This is a genomic window from Loktanella fryxellensis (assembly GCF_900110065.1).
GTDB classification, from domain to species: domain Bacteria; phylum Pseudomonadota; class Alphaproteobacteria; order Rhodobacterales; family Rhodobacteraceae; genus Loktanella; species Loktanella fryxellensis.
Genome location: NZ_FOCI01000011.1, coordinates 1 through 23,275, shown reverse-complemented (window position 1 = coordinate 23,275; position 23,275 = coordinate 1). Strand labels below are relative to the sequence as shown.

22 protein-coding genes and 1 pseudogene are annotated in these 23,275 nt (G+C 65.5%); 14 read left to right on the top strand and 9 right to left on the bottom strand.

Annotated elements, in window-relative coordinates:
* Positions 1 to 36: 36 nt before the first annotated feature.
* Positions 37 to 294: a DUF2842 domain-containing protein gene (locus BMX16_RS09770; protein ID WP_089902466.1), complete on the bottom strand. Its 258-nt coding sequence runs from the start codon at positions 292 to 294 to the stop codon at positions 37 to 39.
* A complete protein-coding gene (locus BMX16_RS09765) occupies positions 291 to 1,586 on the bottom strand; it encodes an adenylosuccinate synthase (RefSeq protein ID WP_089902463.1) in 1,296 nt (431 codons plus the stop codon). Before BMX16_RS09765 ends, BMX16_RS09770 begins: the two co-directional genes overlap by 4 nt.
* Positions 1,587 to 1,769: 183 nt before the next feature.
* Here BMX16_RS09765 and secG point away from each other — a divergent pair, with 183 nt between their 5' ends.
* Together secG and BMX16_RS09755 are read left to right on the top strand one after the other, a co-directional pair.
* Positions 1,770 to 2,138, top strand: coding sequence for a preprotein translocase subunit SecG (gene secG, locus BMX16_RS09760; RefSeq protein ID WP_089902460.1), 369 nt, complete (start codon positions 1,770 to 1,772; stop codon positions 2,136 to 2,138).
* 169 nt (positions 2,139 to 2,307) lie between these two features.
* Entirely contained in the window at positions 2,308 to 3,951 is a 1,644-nt protein-coding gene (locus BMX16_RS09755) for a CTP synthase (protein ID WP_089902457.1), read from the top strand.
* A 616-nt stretch (positions 3,952 to 4,567) separates the two neighbouring features.
* Here the strand turns inward: BMX16_RS09755 and BMX16_RS09750 are convergent.
* Positions 4,568 to 5,326, bottom strand: a complete 759-nt coding sequence (locus tag BMX16_RS09750; RefSeq protein WP_089902454.1) for a MipA/OmpV family protein — start codon at positions 5,324 to 5,326, stop codon at positions 4,568 to 4,570.
* Positions 5,327 to 5,429: 103 nt separating this feature from the next.
* Here BMX16_RS09750 and rlmJ point away from each other — a divergent pair, with 103 nt between their 5' ends.
* The 9 genes from rlmJ (at position 5,430) to BMX16_RS09705 (ending at position 13,703) form a co-directional block, all read left to right on the top strand.
* On the top strand, positions 5,430 to 6,212 hold the full coding sequence (gene rlmJ / locus BMX16_RS09745; RefSeq protein ID WP_089902451.1) for a 23S rRNA (adenine(2030)-N(6))-methyltransferase RlmJ: 783 nt from the start codon (positions 5,430 to 5,432) through the stop codon (positions 6,210 to 6,212).
* A 45-nt stretch (positions 6,213 to 6,257) separates the two neighbouring features.
* A complete protein-coding gene (locus tag BMX16_RS09740) occupies positions 6,258 to 6,692 on the top strand; it encodes a tellurite resistance TerB family protein (protein ID WP_089902448.1) in 435 nt (144 codons plus the stop codon).
* A 64-nt stretch (positions 6,693 to 6,756) separates the two neighbouring features.
* Positions 6,757 to 7,569 carry an ABC transporter ATP-binding protein gene (locus BMX16_RS09735; protein WP_089902445.1) on the top strand — a complete coding sequence of 271 codons (813 nt, stop codon included), beginning with the start codon at positions 6,757 to 6,759 and terminating at the stop codon, positions 7,567 to 7,569.
* A 93-nt stretch (positions 7,570 to 7,662) separates the two neighbouring features.
* Positions 7,663 to 8,388, top strand: a complete 726-nt coding sequence (locus tag BMX16_RS09730) for a transporter substrate-binding domain-containing protein (protein ID WP_089902442.1) — start codon at positions 7,663 to 7,665, stop codon at positions 8,386 to 8,388.
* An 89-nt stretch (positions 8,389 to 8,477) separates the two neighbouring features.
* Entirely contained in the window at positions 8,478 to 9,362 is an 885-nt protein-coding gene (locus tag BMX16_RS09725) for an ABC transporter permease (RefSeq protein WP_089902438.1), read from the top strand.
* Complete coding sequence (locus BMX16_RS09720) at positions 9,359 to 10,165, top strand: ABC transporter permease (RefSeq protein WP_089902435.1); 807 nt, start codon at positions 9,359 to 9,361, stop codon at positions 10,163 to 10,165. Before BMX16_RS09725 ends, BMX16_RS09720 begins: the two co-directional genes overlap by 4 nt.
* A gap of 68 nt (positions 10,166 to 10,233) precedes the next feature.
* Positions 10,234 to 10,917, top strand: a complete 684-nt coding sequence (locus tag BMX16_RS09715) for a type 1 glutamine amidotransferase (protein WP_089902432.1) — start codon at positions 10,234 to 10,236, stop codon at positions 10,915 to 10,917.
* On the top strand, positions 10,914 to 12,266 hold the full coding sequence (locus tag BMX16_RS09710; RefSeq protein ID WP_089902429.1) for a glutamine synthetase family protein: 1,353 nt from the start codon (positions 10,914 to 10,916) through the stop codon (positions 12,264 to 12,266). Before BMX16_RS09715 ends, BMX16_RS09710 begins: the two co-directional genes overlap by 4 nt.
* A 132-nt stretch (positions 12,267 to 12,398) precedes the next feature.
* The gene (locus BMX16_RS09705; RefSeq protein WP_089902425.1) at positions 12,399 to 13,703 is read left to right on the top strand and encodes an NAD(P)/FAD-dependent oxidoreductase; all 1,305 of its coding nucleotides are present in this window, start codon (positions 12,399 to 12,401) and stop codon (positions 13,701 to 13,703) included.
* A 5-nt stretch (positions 13,704 to 13,708) separates the two neighbouring features.
* Here the strand turns inward: BMX16_RS09705 and phaR are convergent, their stop codons facing one another.
* The 3 genes from phaR to phaC all read right to left on the bottom strand — a co-directional run bounded on the left by phaR (position 13,709) and on the right by phaC (position 16,824).
* The gene (phaR, locus tag BMX16_RS09700) at positions 13,709 to 14,269 is read right to left on the bottom strand and encodes a polyhydroxyalkanoate synthesis repressor PhaR (RefSeq protein ID WP_089902424.1); all 561 of its coding nucleotides are present in this window, start codon (positions 14,267 to 14,269) and stop codon (positions 13,709 to 13,711) included.
* Positions 14,270 to 14,404: 135 nt separating this feature from the next.
* A complete protein-coding gene (locus tag BMX16_RS09695) occupies positions 14,405 to 14,854 on the bottom strand; it encodes a Phasin (protein ID WP_089902421.1) in 450 nt (149 codons plus the stop codon).
* A 173-nt stretch (positions 14,855 to 15,027) separates the two neighbouring features.
* Positions 15,028 to 16,824: a class I poly(R)-hydroxyalkanoic acid synthase gene (phaC, locus tag BMX16_RS09690; RefSeq protein WP_089902418.1), complete on the bottom strand. Its 1,797-nt coding sequence runs from the start codon at positions 16,822 to 16,824 to the stop codon at positions 15,028 to 15,030.
* A 68-nt stretch (positions 16,825 to 16,892) separates the two neighbouring features.
* Here phaC and phaZ point away from each other — a divergent pair, with 68 nt between their 5' ends.
* Positions 16,893 to 18,257, top strand: coding sequence for a polyhydroxyalkanoate depolymerase (phaZ, locus tag BMX16_RS09685; protein WP_089902414.1), 1,365 nt, complete (start codon positions 16,893 to 16,895; stop codon positions 18,255 to 18,257).
* Positions 18,258 to 18,264: 7 nt separating this feature from the next.
* Here the strand turns inward: phaZ and BMX16_RS09680 are convergent, their stop codons facing one another.
* A complete protein-coding gene (locus BMX16_RS09680; protein ID WP_089902411.1) occupies positions 18,265 to 18,999 on the bottom strand; it encodes an alpha/beta fold hydrolase in 735 nt (244 codons plus the stop codon).
* A gap of 110 nt (positions 19,000 to 19,109) precedes the next feature.
* Positions 19,110 to 19,844: an alpha/beta hydrolase gene (locus BMX16_RS09675; RefSeq protein WP_089902409.1), complete on the bottom strand. Its 735-nt coding sequence runs from the start codon at positions 19,842 to 19,844 to the stop codon at positions 19,110 to 19,112.
* A gap of 160 nt (positions 19,845 to 20,004) precedes the next feature.
* Between BMX16_RS09675 and thrS the strand changes: the two are divergent.
* Positions 20,005 to 21,945: pseudogene (gene thrS, locus BMX16_RS09670) on the top strand (threonine--tRNA ligase); the annotation flags it as partial.
* 114 nt (positions 21,946 to 22,059) lie between these two features.
* On the opposite strand, the gene BMX16_RS09665 reads toward thrS, so the two are convergent.
* Positions 22,060 to 22,383, bottom strand: coding sequence for an arsenate reductase family protein (locus BMX16_RS09665; protein ID WP_089902405.1), 324 nt, complete (start codon positions 22,381 to 22,383; stop codon positions 22,060 to 22,062).
* Between the two features lie 623 nt (positions 22,384 to 23,006).
* On the opposite strand from BMX16_RS09665, the gene BMX16_RS09660 reads away from it, so the two are divergent.
* A partial coding sequence (locus BMX16_RS09660; RefSeq protein ID WP_177174627.1) for a transposase occupies positions 23,007 to 23,275 on the top strand: 269 nt, incomplete at its 3' end.

Below are 23,275 nucleotides of genomic sequence, written 5' to 3'. Positions count from 1 at the left end.
TCCCCGCGCCCATTTGTGTTTGCGTAACCCGAAGTCTCAGTCGCGGCGGTCGCTGTCGGGACCCGTCTCGTCCGGGTCGGCCTGACCGATCCCCTTGAAGATGCTGCGGAACGGATAAGCCCACAGGATCCCGAGGCCCACGTAGATGAACAGCTCCGTCAGGAACGACGGGCGGTCCAGCGTCGACGTGATCGTGACCGCCACGACGATGTAGGCGGGCAGACCCACCACGAGGATGAACAGCGCCCAGCGCTTGCGCGCCTTGTAGCTGAGGTTTGAAAACCAGCCGTTCATCGGGCGGCGAACGGGTCGGTGACGAGAATCGTGTCCTCGCGCTCTGGCGAGGTGGAGACGAGGGCCACGGGGCAGTCGATCAGCTCCTCGATCCGGCGGACGTACTTGATCGCCTGCGCGGGCAGGTCGTTCCACGACCGCGCACCTTCTGTCGATTCGGACCAGCCGGGCATTTCCTCGTAGATCGGTCTGCAACGCGCCTGTTGATCGGCGGCGGTCGGAAGATAATCCAGCACCTGCCCGTCCAGATCGTAACCCGTGCAGATCTTCAGCGTCTCGAACCCGTCGAGCACGTCGAGCTTCGTCAGCGAGATGCCGGACACGCCGGACGTGGCACAGGTCTGCCGCACGAGGGCCGCATCGAACCAGCCGCAGCGCCGCTTACGGCCCGTGGTGGTGCCGAACTCGTGGCCGCGCTCGCCCAGTTTGTCGCCGTCCGCATCCAGCAGTTCGGTCGGGAACGGGCCTTCGCCCACGCGGGTGGTATAGGCCTTGACGATGCCAAGGACGAAATCGATGGCCCCCGGCCCCACGCCGGTGCCCGTCGCCGCCTGCCCCGCGATCACGTTGGACGAAGTGACATAGGGATAGGTGCCGAAGTCGATATCCAGCAGCGCGCCCTGCGCACCTTCGAACAGGATGCGCTTGCCGGCCTTGCGGGCGTCGGACAGGACCTTCCACACCGGGGCGGCGTATTCGAGGATCGCAGGCGCGATGGCCCGCAGGCTGTCCAGCAGCGCATCCCGGTCGATGGGGGCAAGGCCGAGCCCCCGGCGCAGCGCGTCGTGATGCACCAGCGCGCGATCCACACGCAGTTCAAGCGTCGCGGCGTCGGCCAGATCGGCGACGCGGATCACCCGACGCCCCACCTTGTCCTCGTAACACGGACCGATGCCGCGCCCGGTGGTGCCGATCTTGGCCACGTCCGCCTGCGCCTCGCGCGCGCGGTCGAGTTCGCCGTGGAACGGCAGGATCAGCGGCGTGTTCTCGGCGATCATCAGCGTGTCCGGCGTGATCTCCACGCCTTGGCCGCGCAGACCCTCGATCTCCTTCAGCAGGTGCCAGGGGTCGAGGACGACGCCGTTGCCGATCACGCTCAGCTTGCCGCCGCGCACCACGCCGCTGGGCAGCGCGTGCAGCTTGTAGACCTTGCCGTCGATGACCAGCGTGTGACCGGCATTGTGCCCACCCTGAAAGCGGGCGACCACGTCGGCCCGCTCCGAGAGCCAATCGACGATCTTGCCCTTTCCTTCGTCGCCCCACTGGGCGCCGACGACGACGACGTTTGCCATGATACTGTCCTGTGCCGGATAATCCGCCGACCGCTATAACGGGCGGGGGCGGCGGCGGAAACCGAAAACCGCCCGATCGGGATGCGGCACGCCAGCCACCGGACCCCTGCGGCCTTTGGGGTTGCGGCATGAGGGCCGGTCGCATAGACAGCGCCGAACCACTATAACCGCAGGCCATCCGCCATGGAAAACGTCGTCCTCGTCATCCACCTGATCCTGGCGCTTGCGCTGATCGGCACCGTGCTGGTGCAGCGGTCCGAAGGTGGTGGACTGGGCATCGGCGGTGGCGCAGGTGGTCCGGCAGGCAGCCGTCCTGCCCCCACGGCCATGGCGCGTGTGACGTGGATCCTGGCACTGGCGTTCATCGCCACGTCGATCGCACTAACCATCATCGCCGCAGAAAATGCCGCCGGATCGTCCGTCGTGGACCGCCTGCGGGATGCGCCTGCGGCGACGGACACGGACGGCGCACCCGCGACGGACAGCGGGTTGGGCGGCGACCTGCTGCCGCCGTCCGCGTCCGACGTGCCGCTGGTGCCGTCGGGCGACTGAGCCGTCATGACGATCCGGTCGCGGTGCGCCGCGACCTCCATCCCTTCCAGCGTCACGGGTTGCGGCGGGTGGCCGTTTCCGGCTATCCTCTAATCCCGTGATGATGCGATCCGAAAGGGTCGGAAATCGACAATTGTGACACCGTTGGTGTCGAACACGGGGGCCCACCATGGCACGGTTTATCTTCATCACGGGTGGGGTTGTGTCCTCTTTGGGCAAGGGTCTGGCGTCCGCCGCACTGGGTGCGCTGCTGCAGGCGCGCGGCTATACGGTGCGTCTGCGCAAGCTCGACCCCTACCTCAACGTCGATCCCGGCACGATGAGCCCGTTCGAGCACGGCGAGGTCTTCGTCACCGACGACGGCGCGGAAACCGACCTCGATCTGGGCCATTATGAGCGGTTCACCGGGGTTGCCGCGCGGATGAGCGATTCCATCTCCTCCGGCCGGGTCTATTCCACAGTGCTGGAGAAGGAGCGTCGTGGCGACTACCTCGGCAAGACGATCCAGGTCATTCCGCACGTCACGAACGAGATCAAGGACTTCATCCGCATCGGCGAGGATGAGGTCGACTTCATGCTGTGCGAGATCGGCGGCACGGTCGGCGACATCGAGGGCCTGCCCTTCTTCGAGGCGATCCGCCAGTTTGCGCAAGACAAGGCGCGCGGTCAATGCATCTTCATGCACCTGACGCTGCTGCCCTATCTGGCGGCCAGCGGCGAGTTGAAGACCAAGCCCACCCAGCACAGCGTCAAGGAATTGCGCAGCATCGGTCTGGCACCTGACATCCTCGTCTGCCGGTCGGAGCATCCGATTCCCGAACGCGAGCGCGAGAAGATCGGCCTGTTCTGCAACGTCCGCAAGGATGCGGTGATCGCGGCCTACGACCTGAAGTCGATCTACGAGGCACCGCTCGCCTATCACGCGCAGGGCCTCGATCAGGCGGTGTTGGATGCGTTCGGCATCTCGCCAGCACCGAAACCGGATCTTACGATCTGGCACGACGTGGCGGACCGGATCCACAACCCGGAAGGCGAGGTCCGCGTGGCCATCGTCGGCAAATACACGCAGCTTGAGGATGCCTACAAATCCATCGCCGAGGCGCTGACCCATGGCGGCATGGCGAACCGGGTGAAGGTGCGGATCGACTGGGTCGACGCGGAACTCTTCGACCGCGCCGACGCTGCACCCTATCTGGAGGGCTTCCACGCGATCCTCGTGCCCGGCGGGTTCGGCGAGCGGGGTACCGAAGGCAAGATCAAGGCCGCACAGTTCGCCCGCGAAAAGCGCGTGCCCTATCTGGGCATCTGTCTGGGCATGCAGATGGCGGTGATCGAGGCCGCGCGCAACGTGGCGGGCCTGACCACCGCGGGGTCCGAGGAATTCGACCACGAGGCGGGCGTCAAACGGTTCGAGCCGGTCGTCTATCACCTCAAGGAATGGGTGCAGGGCAACCAGACCGTCGCGCGCAAACAGGGCGACGCCAAGGGCGGCACCATGCGGCTGGGATCCTACGACGCCGTGCTGCGCGACGGCAGCCGCGTCGCCGACATCTATGGCGGCACCGCGATCGAGGAACGCCACCGCCACCGCTACGAGGTGGACACCAAGTATCGCGACAAACTGGAGGCGGCTGGCCTGTGCTTTACCGGCATGTCGCCCGACGGCAAACTGCCCGAGATCGTGGAATGGACCGACCATCCGTGGTTCATCGGCGTGCAGTTCCACCCCGAGCTGAAATCCAAGCCCTTCGCGCCGCACCCGCTGTTTGCGGATTTCGTGCGCGCCGCAGTGGAAAACTCGCGGCTGGTCTGACACCGGGTTTCGACGGCGCAAGGCGCGGGTCTGTCGCAGGGCCCGCCCCTTGCCCGTCGATCACGCACGTGGGGATCATCGGCGGACGGACTGGGTTAGGATCAGGATGCCCGTCATTCCTGCGAATCTGCCCTTTGTGATCGGTACCCGCACGAACGCACCATTCGGGCAGCGGTTCTGGCACAGGGGGATGCCAGCGCAACGGGCGACCGACCGCAACGACCGCCGTCACGCATGTCGGCCAATCTCGTACGGCACATCGGGATGAGGTTTGACCCGGCCCGACCTTCCAGACCCTCGCAAGGCATCGACCCCTCGCGACCCGCGAAGCGTGGTCACGGACGACGCATCGCGGGTCTGACACCGGGGGATGCCGCGGCAAGTGGCGACCCATCGCAATGACCGCCGTCACGCATGTCGGCCAATCTCGTATGGCACATCGGGATGAGGTCTGACCCGGCCCGACATGCCAGACCCTCGCAAGGCATCGCCCCCTTGCAACCCGCGGAGCGTGGTCACGGACGACGCATCGCGACGCAACGAGATCACGCACCGGTCGTGCAAAGGGCGGCCCCGTTACCGGGGCCGCCCTTTGCAGCAAACACGTTCCGACGGATCAGAAGCTGAAGCGGCGCGTCGCCATCAGGCTGAGGCTGGTTGCGCTGTCGCTGCCCTGCAGCACGATGGGGCTGTCGGCGGCGTCATTTGTGAACTCGTCGTAACGGACCACACCGCGCAATGCCCAGTCGGGCGAGAAGGAGTAGGAAGCACTCGCCTCGACCCCGCGTGACAACAGGCCACCGGCGGCGTCGTATGGCGCGGCGAATGCGTCGTTCGCGCCGCCCGTCTCGGACGCGCCCAGGCCGAAGTAGGTCTGCGCATAGTCGTCGTCGGCAAAGAACAGGCGCGGGCCGAAGCGCAATTCGGTCTGTGCCGTCGGGCGGACGACCGCATCGGCGCCCAGTTCACCGACCAGCGAATCATGTCCGGTGATGCCATAGCGGGCCAGCGCGAAGACATAGTAATTCGCTGCCGAATAGGTCACGCCGCCACCGACCTCGAGGGCTGCGTCGATCGTGTCGGTGCCGGCCAGTTCGGGATAGTCCAGCGCATTGCGTTCGGCGATATAGCGGAACGACCCGGTAAAGCCGATGCCGTAAGCCGGGCCGTCGGGGCCATTGCCGAAACGCAACGGGCCGAGGTTGAGCTGTTCGATGTCGACGGTCGCCGCGACGCCGGAGGTATTCCCATCGCTGCCGAAGTATTCGGGGGCCGATTGCGGACCGATCCCGAACGACAGCGTGTTCTGCGCCATCGCTGCGGCAGGCAGCAAGGCGGCGACGGAAGCGGCAAGCGCCAGGCGGGTCAGGGTCATCAGGTGCACTTTCGGCAATTCAAATCTGTTATCCCGAACGTATGTGAACGCCGCGTTAAGGCCAAGGCTTCACGACACGCGAAAATGCGATTAGTGCAAAGTGATGCTGTCATATCAACATGCCTATCACGCCGGGAACATGGCCGACGTCCACAAACATGCATTGCTCGCGTGGATGCTGGACTACATGGTGCAAAAACCCAAAGCGCTGTCCTATCTGGAAACCCATGCGGGCCGCGCGGTCTATGACCTGTCTGGGCCGGAAGCGAGCAAGACCGGCGAGGCGGCACGGGGCATCACCGTTGCCCGCGACTGGTTCGCCGCCGATCACCCCTATGCCCGCGCACTGGCGGCCACGCAGGCGCGTCACGGGCGCCACGCCTATCCCGGCAGTCCGCAGATCGCGATGGACCTGCTGCGGTTCGAGGACGAGGTGACGCTGGCCGAGCTGCACCCCGCCGAGGCGGATGCGCTGCGCGCCACCCTGCCCGGCATCACCGTCAGCCAGACCGACGGCTTCGCCATGGCCCTGTCGCGCTGCCCGCCCGACCCGCGCCGTGGCCTGCTGCTGTGCGACCCGAGCTGGGAGGTGAAGTCGGATTATGACGACGTGCCGGAGTTCCTGCGCAAGCTGCACCGCCGCTGGCCGGTCGGTATCCTTGCCCTGTGGTATCCGGTGCTGGCCGATGCCCGCCACCGCCCCATGCTGCGCGCGCTGCACCGGCAATTCCCCGACGCCATGGCGCATACGGTGGCCTTTCCGCCGGCGCGGCCCGGTCACGGCATGGTCGGATCCGGCCTGTTCGTGATCAACCCGCCCTACGGGTTCGAGGACGAGGCCCGCGCTCTGTCACGGCTTTTTGCGCGCGTGTCCCCGCAGACCTGACGCGGCACCCTTGGCCACGGCGCATCTGCGCCCTACCATCGGGTCATGTTTGCAGAACTCCTTAGGCGCATGACCGCCCCCGCCCCCGACCGGATGCCAGACGCCGATGCGCGACTGGCCCTCGGTGCCCTGCTGGTTCGGCTTGCCCGTGCGGACGGCGATTACAGCCCGACCGAGCAGGCCCGGATCGAGGCGATCCTGTCCGCCCGCTATGCCGTGCCCGACGCAGCCGCCCTGCGCCAGCAGTGCGAGGCGCTGGAGGTAGAGGCCCCCGACACCGTCCGTTTCACCCGCGCGATCAAGGACGCGGTGGATTACGACGACCGGCTGGGCGTGATCAGCGCCATGTGGCAGATCGTGCTGGCCGACGGCAGCCGCGACGCGGCCGAGGACAGCATCATGCGCATGGTCGCCCCGATGCTGGGCGTCACCGATCAGGACAGCAATGCCGCCCGCCGCCGGATCGAGGGTGCGCACTGACCGCGCACTCTCGCCGGAATGGCCCGGTTGCATTTGGTCATGATCTGCGGCGTAATCCGCAGCCATGAACACATCATCCGCCACGCCCGTCATCGCGATTCGCAACCTGCACAAGGCCTATGGCTCTCTCGAGGTGTTGAAGGGCGTCGATATCACTGCCCATGCGGGACAGGTGGTGTCGCTGATCGGCTCGTCCGGATCCGGCAAGTCCACCCTGCTGCGCTGCGCCAACCTGCTGGAGGACAGCCAGCAGGGCGACATTATCTTCGACGGCGACCCCGTGCGCTGGAAGGGGGCGGGGGCGAACCGCCGCCCCGCCGATCACGCGCAGATGATCCGCATCCGCACGAACCTGTCGATGGTGTTCCAGCAGTTCAACCTGTGGGCGCACATGACCGTGCTGCAAAACGTGATGGAGGCGCCGGTCACGGTGCTGAAGCGCGACCGCGCGCAGGTCGAATCGGTGGCGCGCGGCTACCTTGCCAAGGTGGGCATCGCGGACAAGGCCGATGCGTTTCCTGCCCAATTATCGGGCGGTCAGCAGCAGCGCGCGGCGATCGCCCGTGCGCTCTGCATGGAACCCAAGGCGCTGCTGTTCGACGAGCCGACCTCCGCCCTCGACCCGGAGCTGGAGCAGGAGGTGGTCCGCGTCATCCAGGCGCTGGCCGAGGAAGGCCGCACCATGCTGATCGTGACCCACGACATGCGCATGGCCGCCGACGTCAGCGATCACGTGGTGTTCCTGCATCAGGGCCGGATCGAGGAACAGGGGCCGCCGGGCCGGATCCTGACCGATCCGCAGACCGACCGTCTGCGTGGGTTCCTGTCGGCCACCCTGCCCGCCCAAATGGCCGCCCACGCGCCCGCCACGGTCTGAGGCCTGACCTTATCCGCTTGCCATGGGCGACGTTTCGCTTAACCCTTTTACCGCAAAGGGCCGCGATGACGGCCCATCAACCGGGAGACGACGATGACCAAACTGACATTGACGACTGCGGCCCTTGTCCTGTTGGCGGGTACCGCCATGGCGCAGGACGTGGTGCGCATCGGCACCGAAGGCGCCTACCCTCCGTACAACTTCCTCAACGACGCGGGCGAAGTGGACGGATTCGAGCGGGTTCTGGGCGACGAGCTGTGCGCGCGGGCCGAACTGACCTGCACCTGGGTGACGAACGACTGGGACAGCATCATCCCGAACCTCGTGTCCGGCAACTACGACGTCATCATGGCGGGCATGTCGATCACGCCGGAACGTGACGACGTCATCGACTTCTCCGAACCCTACACCCAGCCCGATCCCAGCGCCTTCGTCGGCATGAATGCGGATGTGGCATTGGACAGCGCCATCATCGCGGCCCAGACCGGCACCATCCAGGCGGGCTATGTCGCCACAGACCTGTCCGGCGCGACCCTGCTGGAATTTGCCACCCCGGAAGAAGCCGTCGCCGCCGTCCGCAACGGCGAAGCCGACGCGGTGCTGGCCGACAAGGCGTTCCTTGTGCCCATCGTCGAGGCTGACGCCAGCCTTGCCATGGTCGGCGAGGACGTGCTGATCGGCGGCGGCATCGGTGCCGGCATCCGCGAAAGCGACACCGAGCTGAAGGCCAAGTTCGACGCCGCGATCCAGTCGATGAAGGACGACGGCACCCTGAACACGCTGATCACCGAGCAGCTGCCCGGTTCCGCCACGTTCTGATCGTCCGGGCGTCGCGCAACCCCTGTTGCGCGACGCCTGCCCTTCATCTGACAAGATAAACTCGAAAAGCCGCAGGCAGGGATCGCGCCATCTTCAGTTTTTGCACAGATCCGGCCAGCCTCGACGGCCTTGCATGGCTGTCATGCTACCTGACCACGGGCAAGCATCTGGGCATCTACTGGGCCGTGGGCACGGTGCTGCTGCTGCTGGCGATCACCGCACCCATAGCACTGCTGTTCGGCTATGGCGGGGCCACCGCCGCGCGCAGCCGGGCGGCACCCCTGCGCTGGTTCGGCAAAAGCTACATGGCACTGGTGCGTGGCGTGCCGGACATCGCGTTCTTCCTGTTCTTCGTGATCGCCCTAGATCAGGCGATCGAATACCTGCGCCACAAGGCGATCTGCCCCGACTGGGACATGCCGGTGCGGCAGGGCAACGATTTCGTCGTCTGCACCGCGGCCAAGGTGCCCTTGGGCAATGCGCCCGCCTGGGTCCACGACACCTACAGCTTCGCGCTGGCGGTGCTGACCTTCTCCATCGTGTTCGGGGCCTTCGCGGGCAATGTGCTGTTCGGGGCGATGCGTGCCGTGCCGCGCGGCCAGTTGGAGACGGCAGAGGCTTACGGCATGTCGCGCCGTCAGGTGACGCGCCGCATCCTCGTGCCGCAGATGTGGGTCTATGCCCTGCCCGGCCTGTCGAACCTGTGGATGGTCCTGATCAAGGCGACGCCCCTGCTGTTCCTGCTGGGTGTCGAGGATATCGTCTACTGGGCGCGCGAGCTTGGCAGCACCAAGACGCCCAACTTCACCGACTATCCGCATGGCGACTGGCGCATGTGGTATTTCCTGGCGCTGCTGGTGTTCTACCTGGCGCTGACAAAGGTGTCGGAGACGGTCCTCGGCCGGGTCATGGACCGTTTGACCCGCGGTCAGGCCACCGCGGGTGGTGAAGCGCAGCGCAAGGCCACCGCATGAGCTGCTGGGACACCATCACCGCCTACGGATTGCGCAGCATCGGCATCGGCGAACGCCTGCTGCCGCGCAGCGATTTCACTCTGTGCCAGCAGTTCACGCTGATCGGATCGGGCATGATCTGGAACGTCCTGCTGGGGGCAGTGGCCCTTGCGGCGGGGTTCCTGCTGGCCACCGCACTGGCACTGGGCAAGGCATCGCCGCGCGGCTGGCTGCGGCGGCCGTGCAACGCCTTCATCTTCGTGTTTCGCGGCTCGCCGCTCTTCATCCAGTTCTTCTTCGCCTACTTCCTGTTCCTGTCGCTGAAAGGGGTTGCACCCGTCTTCGGCGTGTTCACCTCTGCCTGGGCAGGCGCGCTGGTCGTGCTGTTCTTCAACACCGCCGCCTATTCAGCGGAAATCTTTCACGGTGCACTGCTGTCGATCCCCAAGGGCGAGACGGAGGCGGCTGACGCCTACGGCCTGTCCGGCTGGTCGCGGTTCCGCCGCGTGGTCTGGCCCACGATGCTGCGCCTGGCCTGGCCCGCCTACACGAACGAGGCGATCTTTCTGTTCCACGCCACCACGCTGGTGTTTTTTTCGGGCTTTCCGGCGCTGCAGCAGCGGGGGGACGCGCTGTATTACGCGACCTACTTCGCGGACCGCACGTTCAACCCGTTCATCCCCTACCCGATCCTTGCGTTCTATTTCATCCTGCTGACGCTGGCGGTGATCGCGGGGTTCGGCCTGATGAACGCACGCCTGAACCGGCACCTGCCGCAGGACGGGCGCAAACGCCTGCGCATCCGCCCCCAGATCATCCGCTGATCGGCCCTCTGGCCGGGTTGCCACGGTCGCGGGGCCGCCTTACGTTCGCGCATCAACACAGGTGATCCATGCACATCGGAATACTACAGACCGGTCACGCGCCCGACGCGATGCGACCGGATACGGGCGACTACGCGGACCTGTTCCAGCGTCTGCTGGGCGGCCACGACTTCGACTTCACGACATGGGACGTGGTGGACATGCAGTTCCCCGACGGCGTCCACGCGGCGCAAGGGTGGCTGATCACCGGATCGAAGCACGGCGCCTACGAGGATCACCCTTTCATCGCCCCGCTCGAGACGTTCATCCGCGACGCCTATGCCGCCGCCGTGCCGATGGTCGGCATCTGCTTTGGCCATCAGATCGTCGCACAGGCGCTGGGTGGCCGGGTCGAGAAGTTCGCGGGCGGCTGGGCCGTGGGGCGGCAGACCTACGACTGGCAGGGTGAAACCGTCGCCCTGAACGCGTGGCATCAGGATCAGGTGGTGGAGGCGCCGGAAGGCGCACAGGTCATCGCGTCGAACGCCCATTGCGCCAATGCAGCGCTGGTCTACGGCGACCGCATCCTGACGGTGCAGGCGCATCCCGAATTCGACAGCGCCTTCACCCGCCGCCTTGGCGATACGCGCGGCGAAGGCGTTGTGCCGCCGGACCTGCTGACGCAGGCGCGCATGACCGAACACGACCCCATCGACAACGCGCTGATCGCCGACCGCATGGCGCAGTTCCTGCAGGCGGGGGCACGCGCATGAGCTGGATGGACGAAATCCCAGAGGCCGCCCGCGTCTATCTGGACGGCAACCGCCTGGACGAGGTGGAATGCGTCATCGCCGACCTGCCGGGGATCGCCCGTGGCAAGGCGGTGCCTGCGGCGAAATGGGACAAGCAGCCGCATTTCCACCTGCCCAACAGCATCTTCTTTCAGACCATCACCGGCGAATGGGGCGAGGCTGCGGGCCCTGACGGGTTCCTGGAACCCGACATGATCCTGCGTCCCGACCTGTCCACCGCGACCGCGGCACCCTGGACCAAGGATGGCACCCTGCAGGTGATCCACGATGCCTTCGACCAGAAGGGCCGCCCCGTGGGCTGCAGTCCGCGCAACGTGCTGAAACGGGTCTGCGACCTCTACAAGGCCGAAGGCTGGACGCCCGTCATCGCACCCGAGATGGAATTCTATCTGGTGGGGCGCAACATCGACCCCGCCAAACCCATCGCGCCCATGATGGGCCGCACGGGCCGTCCGGCGGCGGCACGTCAGGCCTATTCGATGTCCGCCGTCGACGACTACGGCCCCGTCATCGACGACATCTACGAATACGCCGAGATCCAGGGGATCGAGATCGACGGCATCACGCAGGAAGGCGGCGCAGGTCAGCTCGAGATCAACCTGCGCCACGGCGACCCGGTCAAGCTCGCGGACGAGGTGTTCTTCTTCAAGCGCCTGCTGCGCGAGGCGGCGCTGAAGCACGACTGCACCGCCACCTTCATGGCCAAACCGATCGAAGGCGAGCCCGGATCTGCGATGCACGTCCACCACTCTGTGCTCGATTCAAAGGGCCGCAACATCTTCTGCGGGCCAGCGGGCGGCGAGACGGACGATTTCTTCCACTTCATCGGCGGATTGCAGCAGCACATGCCGTCGGTTGTCGCCGTGATAGCACCTTACGTGAACAGCTATCGCCGCTACGTGCGCGACCATGCGGCCCCCATCAACCTCGAATGGGGCCGCGACAACCGCACCACCGGTATCCGCATCCCGATCAGCCCGCCAGAGGCGCGGCGCGTCGAAAACCGCCTCGCGGGGATGGATTGCAACCCCTACCTGTGCATCGCGGCCAGCCTCGCCTGCGGCTATCTGGGCATGAAGAACGAGATCTGGCCCGCGAAAAGCTATCGCGGCGACGCCTACGACGCCGAGGCCGCGATCCCGGAGGGTCTTCACGATGCCTTGATGCTGTTCGACAAGGCCAAGGAGATCCACGGCGTGCTGGGAGAGGAATTCGCCCGCGTTTATTCGATCGTAAAGCATGCGGAATACAACGAGTTCCTGCAGGTGATCAGCCCGTGGGAGCGGGAGCATCTGCTGCTGAATGTCTAGTGTCCGACCACCGCACAGGTCCTGTGCATGGTTGTCACCGGTTTGCCTCTCCCGGCGTTGGACCTATTCTTTCATATAGTTCCGGCGTCGCAAGACCCTGTACCCGTCCCCAGTCCTTGCCGTGTTGAAGTCATGAACCCCCTCTATCGTAACGATCGCCCCGGGCAGTATCCGGATAGCTGGTACGCCGCGACCACGCGATTGCCGCCGCAGCGCAGCGACCTGCGTGGCACGCACCGGGCCGACGTATGCATCGTCGGCGCCGGCTATACCGGACTGACCGCGGCCCTGCGGCTGGCCCGCGCCGGGCGAAAGGTCATCGTGCTCGAGGCGCATCGCGCGGGGTTCGGGGCATCGGGACGCAACGGCGGTCAGGTCGGGTCCGGCTACAACTGGGCGCAAAGCGATCTGGCGAAGAAGCTGGGCGATGACGCGGCGCGCCGGTTGTGGGAGGCGGCGGAGCAATCCAAGGCCGACCTGCACGATCTGGTCGCGACCCACGCGCCGGACGCCCGCTGGACGCCCGGGGTCGCCTTTGGCACCTACAAGGCGCAGGCCACCCGCGCCCTGCATTCCGAGGCCGCGTATCTGTCGAAAACCTATGGCTACGACAAGATCGTCCCGCTGGACCGCGCCGGGCTGCGCGATATCGTGCGGACGCGGGCCTATGCCGGTGGCTGGCTCGACATGGGTGCGGCGCATATCCATCCGCTGCGCTATGCCGTGGGCTTGGCGACTGCCGCAGAGGCGGCGGGCGTCGTGATCCACGAAGGGTCGGAGGTGCACCGCATCGCGCGCGGGCGGCCCGCGACGGTACAGACCGGGCGCGGGCGGGTCATCGCGGACAATGTCATCCTTGCGGGCAACGGGTATCTGCCGGGGCTGAACCGCACGGTCGCGGCCAAGGTGATGCCGATCAACTCGTTCATCGGGGCGACGGAGCCGCTTGGCGATCTGGCGGACGAGGTGCTGACCCGCGACGTGGCCGTCGCCGACAGCAAGTTCGTGGTGAACTACTACCGTTTTTCAGAGGATCGACGCCTGCTGTTCGGTGGCCGCGAAAGCTATTCGCTGGCCTACCCGGAGGACATCTCTGGCGCGTTGCACCACCGCATGGTGTCGCTGTTCCCGCAACTGGCACAGGTGCGTCTGGATCACGTCTGGGGTGGCACGCTGGGCATCACGATGACCCGCCTGCCCGCCTTGCAGAAGGTCGGCAGCAACATGTGGTCTGGGGCCGGATTCTCGGGCCACGGGGTGGCCCTGTCGGGCTTTGCCGGTCGCGTCATGGCCGAGGCGATCATCGGCCAGACCGACCGGTTCGACGTGATGTCAAAACTGCCCGTCCCGAACTTTCCGGGCGGTCCCGCCTTTCGCGCGCCGCTGCTGACGCTGGCGATGACGTGGTTCGCGCTGCGCGACAGGCTGGGGCTGTAGCGGCGTCAGCCGCCGGTCTTGCCCATCCGGGCAAGGCGGGCCTGCATCTGCGCCAGTTCCGCCTTGATCGCGTCAAGGTCCTCGTCCGGGGCCGTGGCCGTTTTGGCAGCGTCGCGTGACACGCCGGGGATCAGCCCGCCGGTCATCGCCTTGAAGAACGCCTCCTGCTGGACGCGCATCGCCTCGAACCCCGGCATGTTCATCAGCGGGTTCGTCTTGGTCATGTTCTCCATCGCCTTGCTTTGCCCGTCGCGCAGCATCTCGAAGCTGGCGGTCAGGAACTGTGGCACGACGGACGCGGCCTGCGTGGTATAGCTGCGCACGAGGTCGGTCAGCAGGTCGACGCCAAGCACGCTTTCACCACGGCTTTCGTGTTCGGCGATGATTTGCAGCAGATACTGCCGGGTCAGGTCGTCGCCGGACTTGAGGTCCACGATCTGCACCTCGCGGCCCGCGCGGATGAAGCCAGCGATATCGTCCAGCGTCACGTAGTCGCTGGTTTCGGTATTATACAGCCGGCGGCTGGCATAACGCTTGATGAGCAGCGGTTTGTCGATGGCGGCCATGGACTGCCCTTCCCTAGGCGTGATGCGATGCAGCAAAGCTATGCCGCGCCTGCGAAACAGACAAGGAAAACTGCCGGATGCAAAAAGGCGCGCCCCTTACGGGGACGCGCCTGATCTCGTCTGAACATTGTCCGCTTACTTGGCGGCGTTCGTGGCCTTCTTGGCGGCCGCGGACATGTCGTCCTGCGCCTTCTTGGCTGCGGTGGTCATGTCCTCGGACATGTCCTTGCCGGCGGCCATCATCAGCTCAAGCGTCTGTGTCTGCACGCGCTTGGCGATCTCGGCAAAGGCGGCCATGTGCTCGGCAGCCGATTCGGCGGTCGCCGTGGTGAAGTCGGTCATCGACTTGGCATAGTCGGCGGGCTCGGACTTGGCTTTCGTCATGTCCTGCATCTTGGCCAGCGTGTCCTGAGCCCATTTGGCGGACAGCTGTGCGGATTCCTGTGCAGCGGTCAGCGACACGGTGGACAGCTTCTCTGCCAGCGTGGCCTGCGACTTGTAGGCGTCTTCCATCGACTTGGTGTCGATCGGGAACGACCCCATCATGTCTTTGAATACGTTGGTGAAATCTTGGGTCTTGGCCATTGGATCAATCCTTTTTCAAGAAGTGGCACCAGAACCGTCTGACGCCTGTTTTCGTCTGAACCCGATATAGATGCTGCACTGCAGCATTTCAAGTTTTTTCTGCACTGCAGCATAATGCCCGGCAGGTTTCATCCAAACGACTGTTGCCGTTGATTAATCATGACGTGTGCGGGTCACGCCCCGATGACATAGGTGCCGGGGGCATCGCACAGGACGGGATAGGTGTCGGTGCCGGGCGTGCGCGCGGCCACCTGACGGCCCGACCGCGGGGCCAGCCAGCCGTCCCACAGGGGCCACCAGCTGCCGTCGTGCGGCGTGGCCTGCGCCTTCCAGTCGTCGGGGGTGGCGGTCATGTCGGGGTTGGTCCAGTGGCCGTACTTCTTCTTGGCGGGCGGATTGACGATGCCAGCGATGTGACCCGACCCGGACAGGATAAAGGTCTTGTCCCCTGACCCCATCTTCTGCACGCCGCGAAAGCTGCTTTTCCATGCGGCGATGTGGTCCGTTTCGCAGGCGATGGCGCAAACGGGCACGTCGACCTGCGACAGATGCACGGTCGCCCCCGCCACGTCGTAGCCGCCCTGCGCGAACTCGTCCCGCTGGCACAGCCCGCGCAGGTATTGCTGGGCCATCCTGCCAGGCAGGTTGGTCGCGTCGCCGTTCCAGAACAACAGATCGAAGGCAGGCGGGGCCTTGCCCATCATGTAGCTGCGGATCGCGGGGCCATAGATCAGGTCGTTGGACCGCAGAAAGCTGAAGGTCCGCGACATGTAGTATTTGTCGAGAATCCCCGTCTCGGAGGTTTCGCGCTCGATCCCGCCGACGAAATCCTCCTCGAGGAACACGCCCACCTCGCCCCGGTCGGAAAAGTCGGTCAGCGCGGTGAACAGCGTCGCCGACTTGACCGAGGTATCGCCCCGCTGCGCCAGCAGCGCCAGCGTCAGCGACAGGGTGGTGCCCGCGATGCAGTAGCCCACCGCATTGACCTGGCTGACACCGCAGATGTCCTTCACCGTCTGGATCGCCCGCAGGAACCCGTCCTGCACGTAGTTTGTCATCGTGGTGCCCGCATAGCTGGCATCCGGGTTCACCCATGAGACGACGAACAGCGTATAGCCCTGCGCGACGATCCAGCGGATCATCGAATTCTCGGGCTTCAGGTCGAGGATGTAGAAGCGGTTGATCCACGGCGGAAAGATCAGCAGCGGCACCGCATGCACCGATGCCGTGGTGGGCGTGTACTGGATCAACTCGAACAGGTGGTTGCGGCACACGACCTTGCCCGGCGTCGTCGCAAGGTTCTGTCCCACGGTAAAGGCGTTCTTGTCCGCAAGCGTCACGATCAGGTCGCCATCGTTGTCCTCCAGATCGCGGACCATGTTCTCCAGCCCGCGGATCAGCGACTCGCCGTCGGTTTCCACCGCAAGGCTCAGCGCCTCGGGGTTGGTGGCGAGAAAGTTGGTCGGGCTGAACAGATCGACGATCTGCTGCCCGAAATAGCGCAGCCGCTTCTTTTCGGCCGCATCCAGCGTATCCACATCCTCGATGGCGGTGGTGATCGCTGCGGCGTTGATCATGTACTGCTGCTTGACGAAGTTGAAATAGGGGTTCGTCTTCCACAGCGGATGGCTGAACCGCCGGTCGTCGGGGGTGCGATCCTCGGGCGCGGCGATGTGACCCTTCGCCAGCAGGGCCTGCGCCTCGACGAAATGGGTCACGGACTTGGACCAGAACGACAGCTGATGTTCGATCAGCTTGGCGGGGTTGTTGATCATTTCGGCCCAATAGGCCCCGGCCGCCTTAGCATAGAGGTCGTGGCTGGGCCCTTGCAGGGCCTGCGGCACGGCGCGCCCCTTGGCCAAGGCGGCGATCAGGCGCTGTGTCAGCGCCTCCACATGCGCAAGATTCTTTTCCAGAACGGCCAGATTCTTGGCGGTCGTTTCCGCCTCCGTCATATCTTGTGTTGTCATGTCGTCCCCCCAGCCCTAGCTTTGCAGCTGCAGCATTTGCCGCATATCCACATCAGGAGCTCTCCCCCTTGAAGTATATGATGACCTACGACCTGATGGAAAGCATGCGGAACACCAACCAGTGGCTGGGGTCCACCGCCCGCGCGATGGCGAGCTATCCGGCGATGGCGATGACGGCCAATCCGTTCATGGAATGGGTCGGCGCCTGGGGCGAGGTGACGGAACGCGCGTTTTCGCGCATGGTGGTGCGGCCCGACTGGAACATCCCCGTCCAGACCGCCGCAGACGGCACCGATCAGATCGTGACCATCGACACGGTGCTGGAAAAGCCGTTCGGCAATCTGATCCACTTCGACGTGGGCGGACGTGACGACATGAAGCGGCGCGTCCTGCTGGTCGCCCCCATGTCCGGCCACTACGCGACGCTGGTAAAGAAGACCGTGATCTCGTTGCTGCCGGACTGCGAGGTCTTCGTCACCGACTGGCACAACGCCCGCGACATTCCCGTCAGTGCCGGCAAGTTCGACGTGGAGGATTACACCCTCTACCTCGTCGAGTTCATGAAGACGCTGGGCCCCGACCTGCACATCATCGCCGTGTGCCAGCCCGCCCCCCTGACGCTCGCCGCCGTCGCCTATCTGGCCGAGGAGAACCCCGACGCCCAGCCCCGGTCCATGACGCTGATCGGCGGTCCCATCGACCCGGATGCGAACCCGACCGCCGTGACGGAATTCGGCCATTCGGTCAGCATGGGACAACTGGAAAGCGCGATGATCCAGCGCGTCGGCTTCAAGTTCAAGGGCGTGGGCCGCAAGGTCTATCCGGGCCTGCTGCAGCTGTCGTCCTTTATCTCGATGAACCGCGAACTGCACACCAAGGCGTTCCGCGACCAGATCATCGCGACCGCCAAGGGCGAGGCGTCGGATCACGACAAGCACAACGAATTCTACGACGAATACCTCGCCGTTATGGACATGCCGGCAGAGTTCTACCTCTCCACGGTCGAGCGGGTGTTCAAGAACCGCGATATCGCGCGCAACGCCTTCGTCGTGGCGGGCAAGCCGGTGGACATCGGCAAGATCACGACCGTCGCGGTCAAGGTGGTCGAGGGCGAGAAGGACGACATCTCGGCCCCCGGCCAGTGCCTTGCGGCACTCGCCCTGATGACCGGGCTGCCCGATGCGAAAAAGGCGTCGCATCTGGAACCGGGCGCGGGCCACTACGGCATCTTCGCCGGGGCCAAGTGGCGCAAGAACATCCGCCCGCTGGTGCTCGCCTTCATCGACGCCAACGCGGGCGACGACCGGGTCACCGTGCGCAAGGCGGCGGACGCGGCCCCAGCGGCCACCACCGTGGCCAAGCGCAATAGCGCGCCGTCGAACGTGACGCCGATCACGCCAAAGGCCAAGACGCGCAAATCCGCCGCCACCTGAGGCGCGGTCAGCGACCGGGCGGCGGTGGGCCTGGCTTCGGCACCGGCCACGTCAGCCAGTCGCGCAGCACTTCCAGCGTCGCCTCCGGCTGTTCCAGCGGCGGCAGGTGACCCGCGTCGGCAATCACCTCCAGCCGCGCGCGGGGGATCATCTCGGCCATGAACTGATGACGGCGCACGGTCCAGATCGGGTCGAGCTCGCCGCACATCACCAGCGCTGGCGCCCTGATCTGCCGCAAGGTGGCCGCCTGATCCCGTCTGCGCATCATCGCGCGGGCCTGCGCCACATAGGCCTCCGGCCCCAGTGCCGCCGCCATGTCGGCCAGCAGCGCACGGATGCCGCGCCGATACGGGCTGGGCGCAAGGCAGGCCAGCGGGATCTCCTGTGCGATCACGTCGGCGAACCGGCCCGACCGGGCGGCCACGATCAGCGGCTCGCGCGCAGCGGCGACCTGCGGCGTTTCCGCCTGCGCGGTGCAGTCCAGCAGCGCGATGCGCGTCACCCGGTCGGGGGCGCGGCGGATCACCTCCAGCGCCACGCTGCCGCCCATCGACAGGCCCAGCAACGCAAAGCGCGCAGGCGCCCAGTCGAGGATGCGGCTCGCCATGTCCTCGATCCGCTCGGCCCCAGCGGTGGGCATGATTGTCACGGCGTGGTGCGGCGACAGGCCCGCCATGATCGGACCAAAGATCCGCGCATCGCACAGCATCGGCGGGATCAGCACCAGTGGGTCGCGCGTCATGTCACGTCCTGTCCATCGGTCAGGCCCTGCATGTCAGGCACAGGCCCGGACCGCAACCCGCAGGTCCATCACCGTGTAGACCGCCGCCGGGCGGGGCCCCGGCAGGTCGCTTAACCCAGCAGCTGTTCCACGGTCCGTGTCAGCAACCTAAGGCAGGCGTCATCGGAAAACCGGTGATCCGCACCCTTCACCAGCGTCAGCCGCATGTCAGGCCCGCTGGCATGGTCCAGCAGGTGCTGCGCCACGCCGACAGGCACATCCACATCCGCCGACCCCTGCAGGAACCGCACCGGGAACGGCAGGTGCAGCGGGGTGCGCAGCACCAGATGATCGCGACCATCGACGATCAGCCGTTCAGTGATGACGTAAGGCGCGCCATATTCCGACGGCAGCGCCACACGGCCGTCACGCGCCAGCGCCGCGCGTTGGTCCGCATCGAACCGGGCCCACATGCTGTCCTCGGTGAAATCGGGGGCGGCGGCGATCGTGACCAGCCCCGCGATCCGCTCCGGCATCGCACGCGCGCACAGCAGCGAGATCCAACCGCCCATGGAGGAGCCGACCAGCAGCAGCGGGCCGTCGATGGTGTCGAGTACGGCCCGCGCGTCGGCCAGCCAGTCGCCGATGCAGCCCTCCTCGAAGGCACCACCACTCTCGCCATGGCCGGAATAGTCGAAGCGGACGAAGGCCTGCCCCCGCGCCTGCGCCCAGGCTTCAAGATGCACCGCCTTGGTGCCGCCCATGTCGGACTTGAACCCGCCAAGGAACACGACGGTCGGCCCTGTGCCGGGCGTGCGGTGATGGGCGATGGTGCGCCCCTGCGGTGTGGTCAGCATCTGCGGCATGGCCCTGCCCTCCCTTGCTGTGGACGCGCAGGACAGCATGGCGGACACCGACCTGCAAGACCCCGCTCTTGACCCCCTTGGCCGCGCACGGCATGGAAGCGGCACACATATCCCGCAACCGGGCGTTCCGTGGGCGCCAAACCGATGAGGAGCCAGACACATGGCCCAGATCACCCTGACATTCCCCGATGGCAATGCACGCCATTACGACGCAGGCATCACCGCCGCCGACGTGGCCGCCGACATTTCGCCCAGCTTGCGCAAGAAGGCGATCAGCGCCACCGTGGACGGGGCGCACTGGGACCTCGCCTGGCCCATCGACGCTGATGCTAGCATCGCCATCAACACGCTCAAGGACGCGGTCCCCGCGCTCGAGTTGATCCGCCACGACCTTGCGCACATCATGGCCCGCGCCGTGCAGGCGATCTGGCCCGACACTCAGGTCACGATCGGCCCGGTCATCAAGGACGGCTGGTATTACGACTTTTACCGGAGCGAGCCGTTCACGCCGGACGACCTTTCCACCATCGAGAAGAAGATGAAGGAGATCATCAACGCCCGCGATGATGTCCGCACGGAAATCTGGGACCGCGACCGCGCGATTCAGCATTACCGCGACCGGGCCGAGCCCTACAAGGTCGAGCTGATCGAGAGCATCCCGGGCAATGAGCCGCTGCGCATGTACTGGCACGGCGACTGGCAGGACCTGTGCCGCGGCCCGCACCTGCAGAACACCGGGCAGGTGCCCGCCGATGGCTTCAAGCTCATGTCCATCGCCGGGGCCTACTGGCGCGGCGACAGCAACCGCCAGATGCTGCAGCGCATCTATGGCGTGGCCTTCGCCAACAAGGACGACCTGAAGGCCCACCTGCACATGCTGGAGGAGGCCGCCAAGCGCGACCACCGCAAGCTGGGGCGCGAGATGGACCTGTACCACATGCAGGAGGAAGCGCCGGGTCAGGTGTTCTGGCACCCGAACGGCTGGACGATCTACACCACGCTGCAGGACTACATGCGCCGCAAACAGCGGTCAGATGGCTATGTGGAGGTGAACACCCCGCAGGTCGTGAACCGCGTGCTGTGGGAGAAGTCCGGCCACTGGGACAACTATCAGGACCACATGTTCATCGTCGAAGTGGACGAGGATCACGCGCGCGAGAAGACCGTCAACGCGCTGAAACCGATGAACTGCCCCTGCCACGTGCAGATCTTCAATCAGGGGCTGAAGTCCTACCGTGACCTGCCCCTGCGCATGGCCGAATTCGGGTCCTGCAACCGGTATGAGCCGTCCGGCGCGCTGCACGGCATCATGCGCGTGCGCGGGTTCACGCAGGACGACGCGCACATCTTCTGCACCGACGACCAGATCGTGGCCGAGACGGAGAAGTTCATCAAGCTGCTCGCCTCCGTCTATGCCGACCTCGGCTTTCACGACTGGACGATCAAGCTGTCCACGCGCCCCGACCAGCGCATCGGGTCGGATGAGAGCTGGGACCGGGTCGAGGCGGCGCTGGGCGATGCCTGCAAGGCGGCGGGCTACGACTTCACCCTGCTGCCGGGCGAAGGTGCCTTCTATGGCCCGAAGCTGGAATTCACGCTGACCGACGCCATCGGGCGCGAATGGCAGTGCGGCACGCTGCAGGTGGATCCCAACCTGCCGGACCGTCTGGACGCGAACTATGTCGCACAGGACGGGGCCAAGCACCGCCCCGTCATGCTGCACCGCGCCGTGCTGGGCAGCTTCGAGCGGTTCATCGGCATCCTGATCGAGGAGCACGCGGGCAAGCTGCCGTTCTGGCTGGCCCCGCGTCAGGTCGTCGTGGCCACCATTGTGTCGGACGCGGACAACTACGCGTTCGAGGTGGTTGCGGCCTTGCGCGCGCGCGGCATCCGGGCCGAGGCGGACACCCGCAACGAGAAGATCAACTACAAGGTCCGCGAACACTCCGTCGGCCGCGTACCCGTGATCCTCGCACTGGGTGGCCGAGAGGTGGAGGAGCGCACCGCCTCCGTCCGCCGTCTGGGCGAGGCGCAGACCCGCGTCATGACGCTGGACGCGATCGTGGCGCAACTCGCTGCGGAAGCGACGGCGCCCGACCTGCGCGCGGGTGCGGGCCACGGGCCTGCCGTCGCGGCGGACGTGGATGTGCCAGTGACCGAGGTCGACGCTCTGGCCTAAGCGGTGCTGGGGCGGCCCTTGGGTCGCCCCGCTGCGTTACAGATGCGCCGCCTGCGCGTCGGCTTTCCAGCCGATGGTCCATGCCTCGCCGTTCTGGATCACGGGCCGCTTCATCAGGGTCGGATGCTGCTGCAGGAGGGTGGCGGTCGGCTGCGCCTTTTCCGCCTCGGCCAGCGCCCGCCACGTGGTCGATGACCTGTTGATCGCCGCATCCCCGAAGTGGACGAGGATCGCGGTGCGGTCCTCGTCGCTCAGCCCGTCGCTGCGCACGTCGATGATCTGCGGGTCACGGCCTGCCGCGCGGAGGGCCTTGATGGCTTTGCGGCAGGTGTCGCAGGATTTGAGGGCAAAGATGCGCATGGGGGGCTTTCGGGAGGAAGGTGGCAATCGCGACTGGGGTGTGGGGGCGGATGGCAAGAGGGGCGATTGCGGCGGCGGTTACGAACTTTGGTGTCATCGGGCGCGATGGCGGCGGGCCTGACGTTTTCGTTCTCAGCGGTGGAGCGCCGGAATTACCGGTTTAACCACGACCAACCGATCGGGTATCAGCTGGCCGAGAGACGGGATGGGCGGAAGATGGCGGGAGAGCTGTGAAGGATTTAAGAGCTTCTTCAGTTCTCGTCTACTATCAAAGGAAGCATGAGTGCCGATCTAGGAAAACATTCTAAAAAGCCATCCCTTTCTCTAGCCTCTCTAAAGACCACAAACGTTCTCGCGTCAGCGTAGCTCAGGCCAGATTCGGCCGCGCGCATTGCGGCGGGAATCAACGTTGTAAAATCTCTTTTAAGACAAAGAACGGCTAAATCAAATATCGGCGTTGTAAGACTCCAATCATATTTCGCCATAATGTTTGAAGCCTTGACGTTCTGTTGGTCCTCTGAGAGGTCAGGATCAAACAAGGCAGCCAAGGTACGATTTACCGGCTCTGTTGCACAAATCCGAGAGGGATTCATGTTGTGAATCCAGTGTGGTAGCTGGCCCGCATGAGCAAACCGACATCACTTACCTACAAGACGACGAACTGGGCTGATTACAACGCGGCGCTGAAGCGCCGCGGATCACTGACGATCTGGTTCGATCCCGAGATGAACTGGGATGCCGAACCTTCCGGCAAGAGGGGCAGGTCGCGGACCTTCAGTGACGCCGCCATCCAGACGTGTCTGACCATGAAAGTGCTTTTCGGGATGGCGCTTCGGCAGACGACGGGCTTCGTCGAGAGCCTGCTGCGGCTCACGGGGCTGGACTGGGTCGT

Coding starts and splice junctions, on each gene's coding strand:
- BMX16_RS09770 (WP_089902466.1), bottom strand. CDS start 294: ATGAACGGCTGGTTTTCAAACCTCAGCTACAAGGCGCGCAAGCGCTGG.
- BMX16_RS09765 (WP_089902463.1), bottom strand. CDS start 1,586: ATGGCAAACGTCGTCGTCGTCGGCGCCCAGTGGGGCGACGAAGGAAAG.
- secG (WP_089902460.1), top strand. CDS start 1,770: ATGGAAAACGTCGTCCTCGTCATCCACCTGATCCTGGCGCTTGCGCTG.
- BMX16_RS09755 (WP_089902457.1), top strand. CDS start 2,308: ATGGCACGGTTTATCTTCATCACGGGTGGGGTTGTGTCCTCTTTGGGC.
- BMX16_RS09750 (WP_089902454.1), bottom strand. CDS start 5,326: ATGACCCTGACCCGCCTGGCGCTTGCCGCTTCCGTCGCCGCCTTGCTG.
- rlmJ (WP_089902451.1), top strand. CDS start 5,430: ATGCTGTCATATCAACATGCCTATCACGCCGGGAACATGGCCGACGTC.
- BMX16_RS09740 (WP_089902448.1), top strand. CDS start 6,258: ATGTTTGCAGAACTCCTTAGGCGCATGACCGCCCCCGCCCCCGACCGG.
- BMX16_RS09735 (WP_089902445.1), top strand. CDS start 6,757: ATGAACACATCATCCGCCACGCCCGTCATCGCGATTCGCAACCTGCAC.
- BMX16_RS09730 (WP_089902442.1), top strand. CDS start 7,663: ATGACCAAACTGACATTGACGACTGCGGCCCTTGTCCTGTTGGCGGGT.
- BMX16_RS09720 (WP_089902435.1), top strand. CDS start 9,359: ATGAGCTGCTGGGACACCATCACCGCCTACGGATTGCGCAGCATCGGC.
- BMX16_RS09715 (WP_089902432.1), top strand. CDS start 10,234: ATGCACATCGGAATACTACAGACCGGTCACGCGCCCGACGCGATGCGA.
- BMX16_RS09710 (WP_089902429.1), top strand. CDS start 10,914: ATGAGCTGGATGGACGAAATCCCAGAGGCCGCCCGCGTCTATCTGGAC.
- BMX16_RS09705 (WP_089902425.1), top strand. CDS start 12,399: ATGAACCCCCTCTATCGTAACGATCGCCCCGGGCAGTATCCGGATAGC.
- phaR (WP_089902424.1), bottom strand. CDS start 14,269: ATGGCCGCCATCGACAAACCGCTGCTCATCAAGCGTTATGCCAGCCGC.
- BMX16_RS09695 (WP_089902421.1), bottom strand. CDS start 14,854: ATGGCCAAGACCCAAGATTTCACCAACGTATTCAAAGACATGATGGGG.
- phaC (WP_089902418.1), bottom strand. CDS start 16,824: ATGACAACACAAGATATGACGGAGGCGGAAACGACCGCCAAGAATCTG.
- BMX16_RS09680 (WP_089902411.1), bottom strand. CDS start 18,999: ATGACGCGCGACCCACTGGTGCTGATCCCGCCGATGCTGTGCGATGCG.
- BMX16_RS09675 (WP_089902409.1), bottom strand. CDS start 19,844: ATGCCGCAGATGCTGACCACACCGCAGGGGCGCACCATCGCCCATCAC.
- BMX16_RS09665 (WP_089902405.1), bottom strand. CDS start 22,383: ATGCGCATCTTTGCCCTCAAATCCTGCGACACCTGCCGCAAAGCCATC.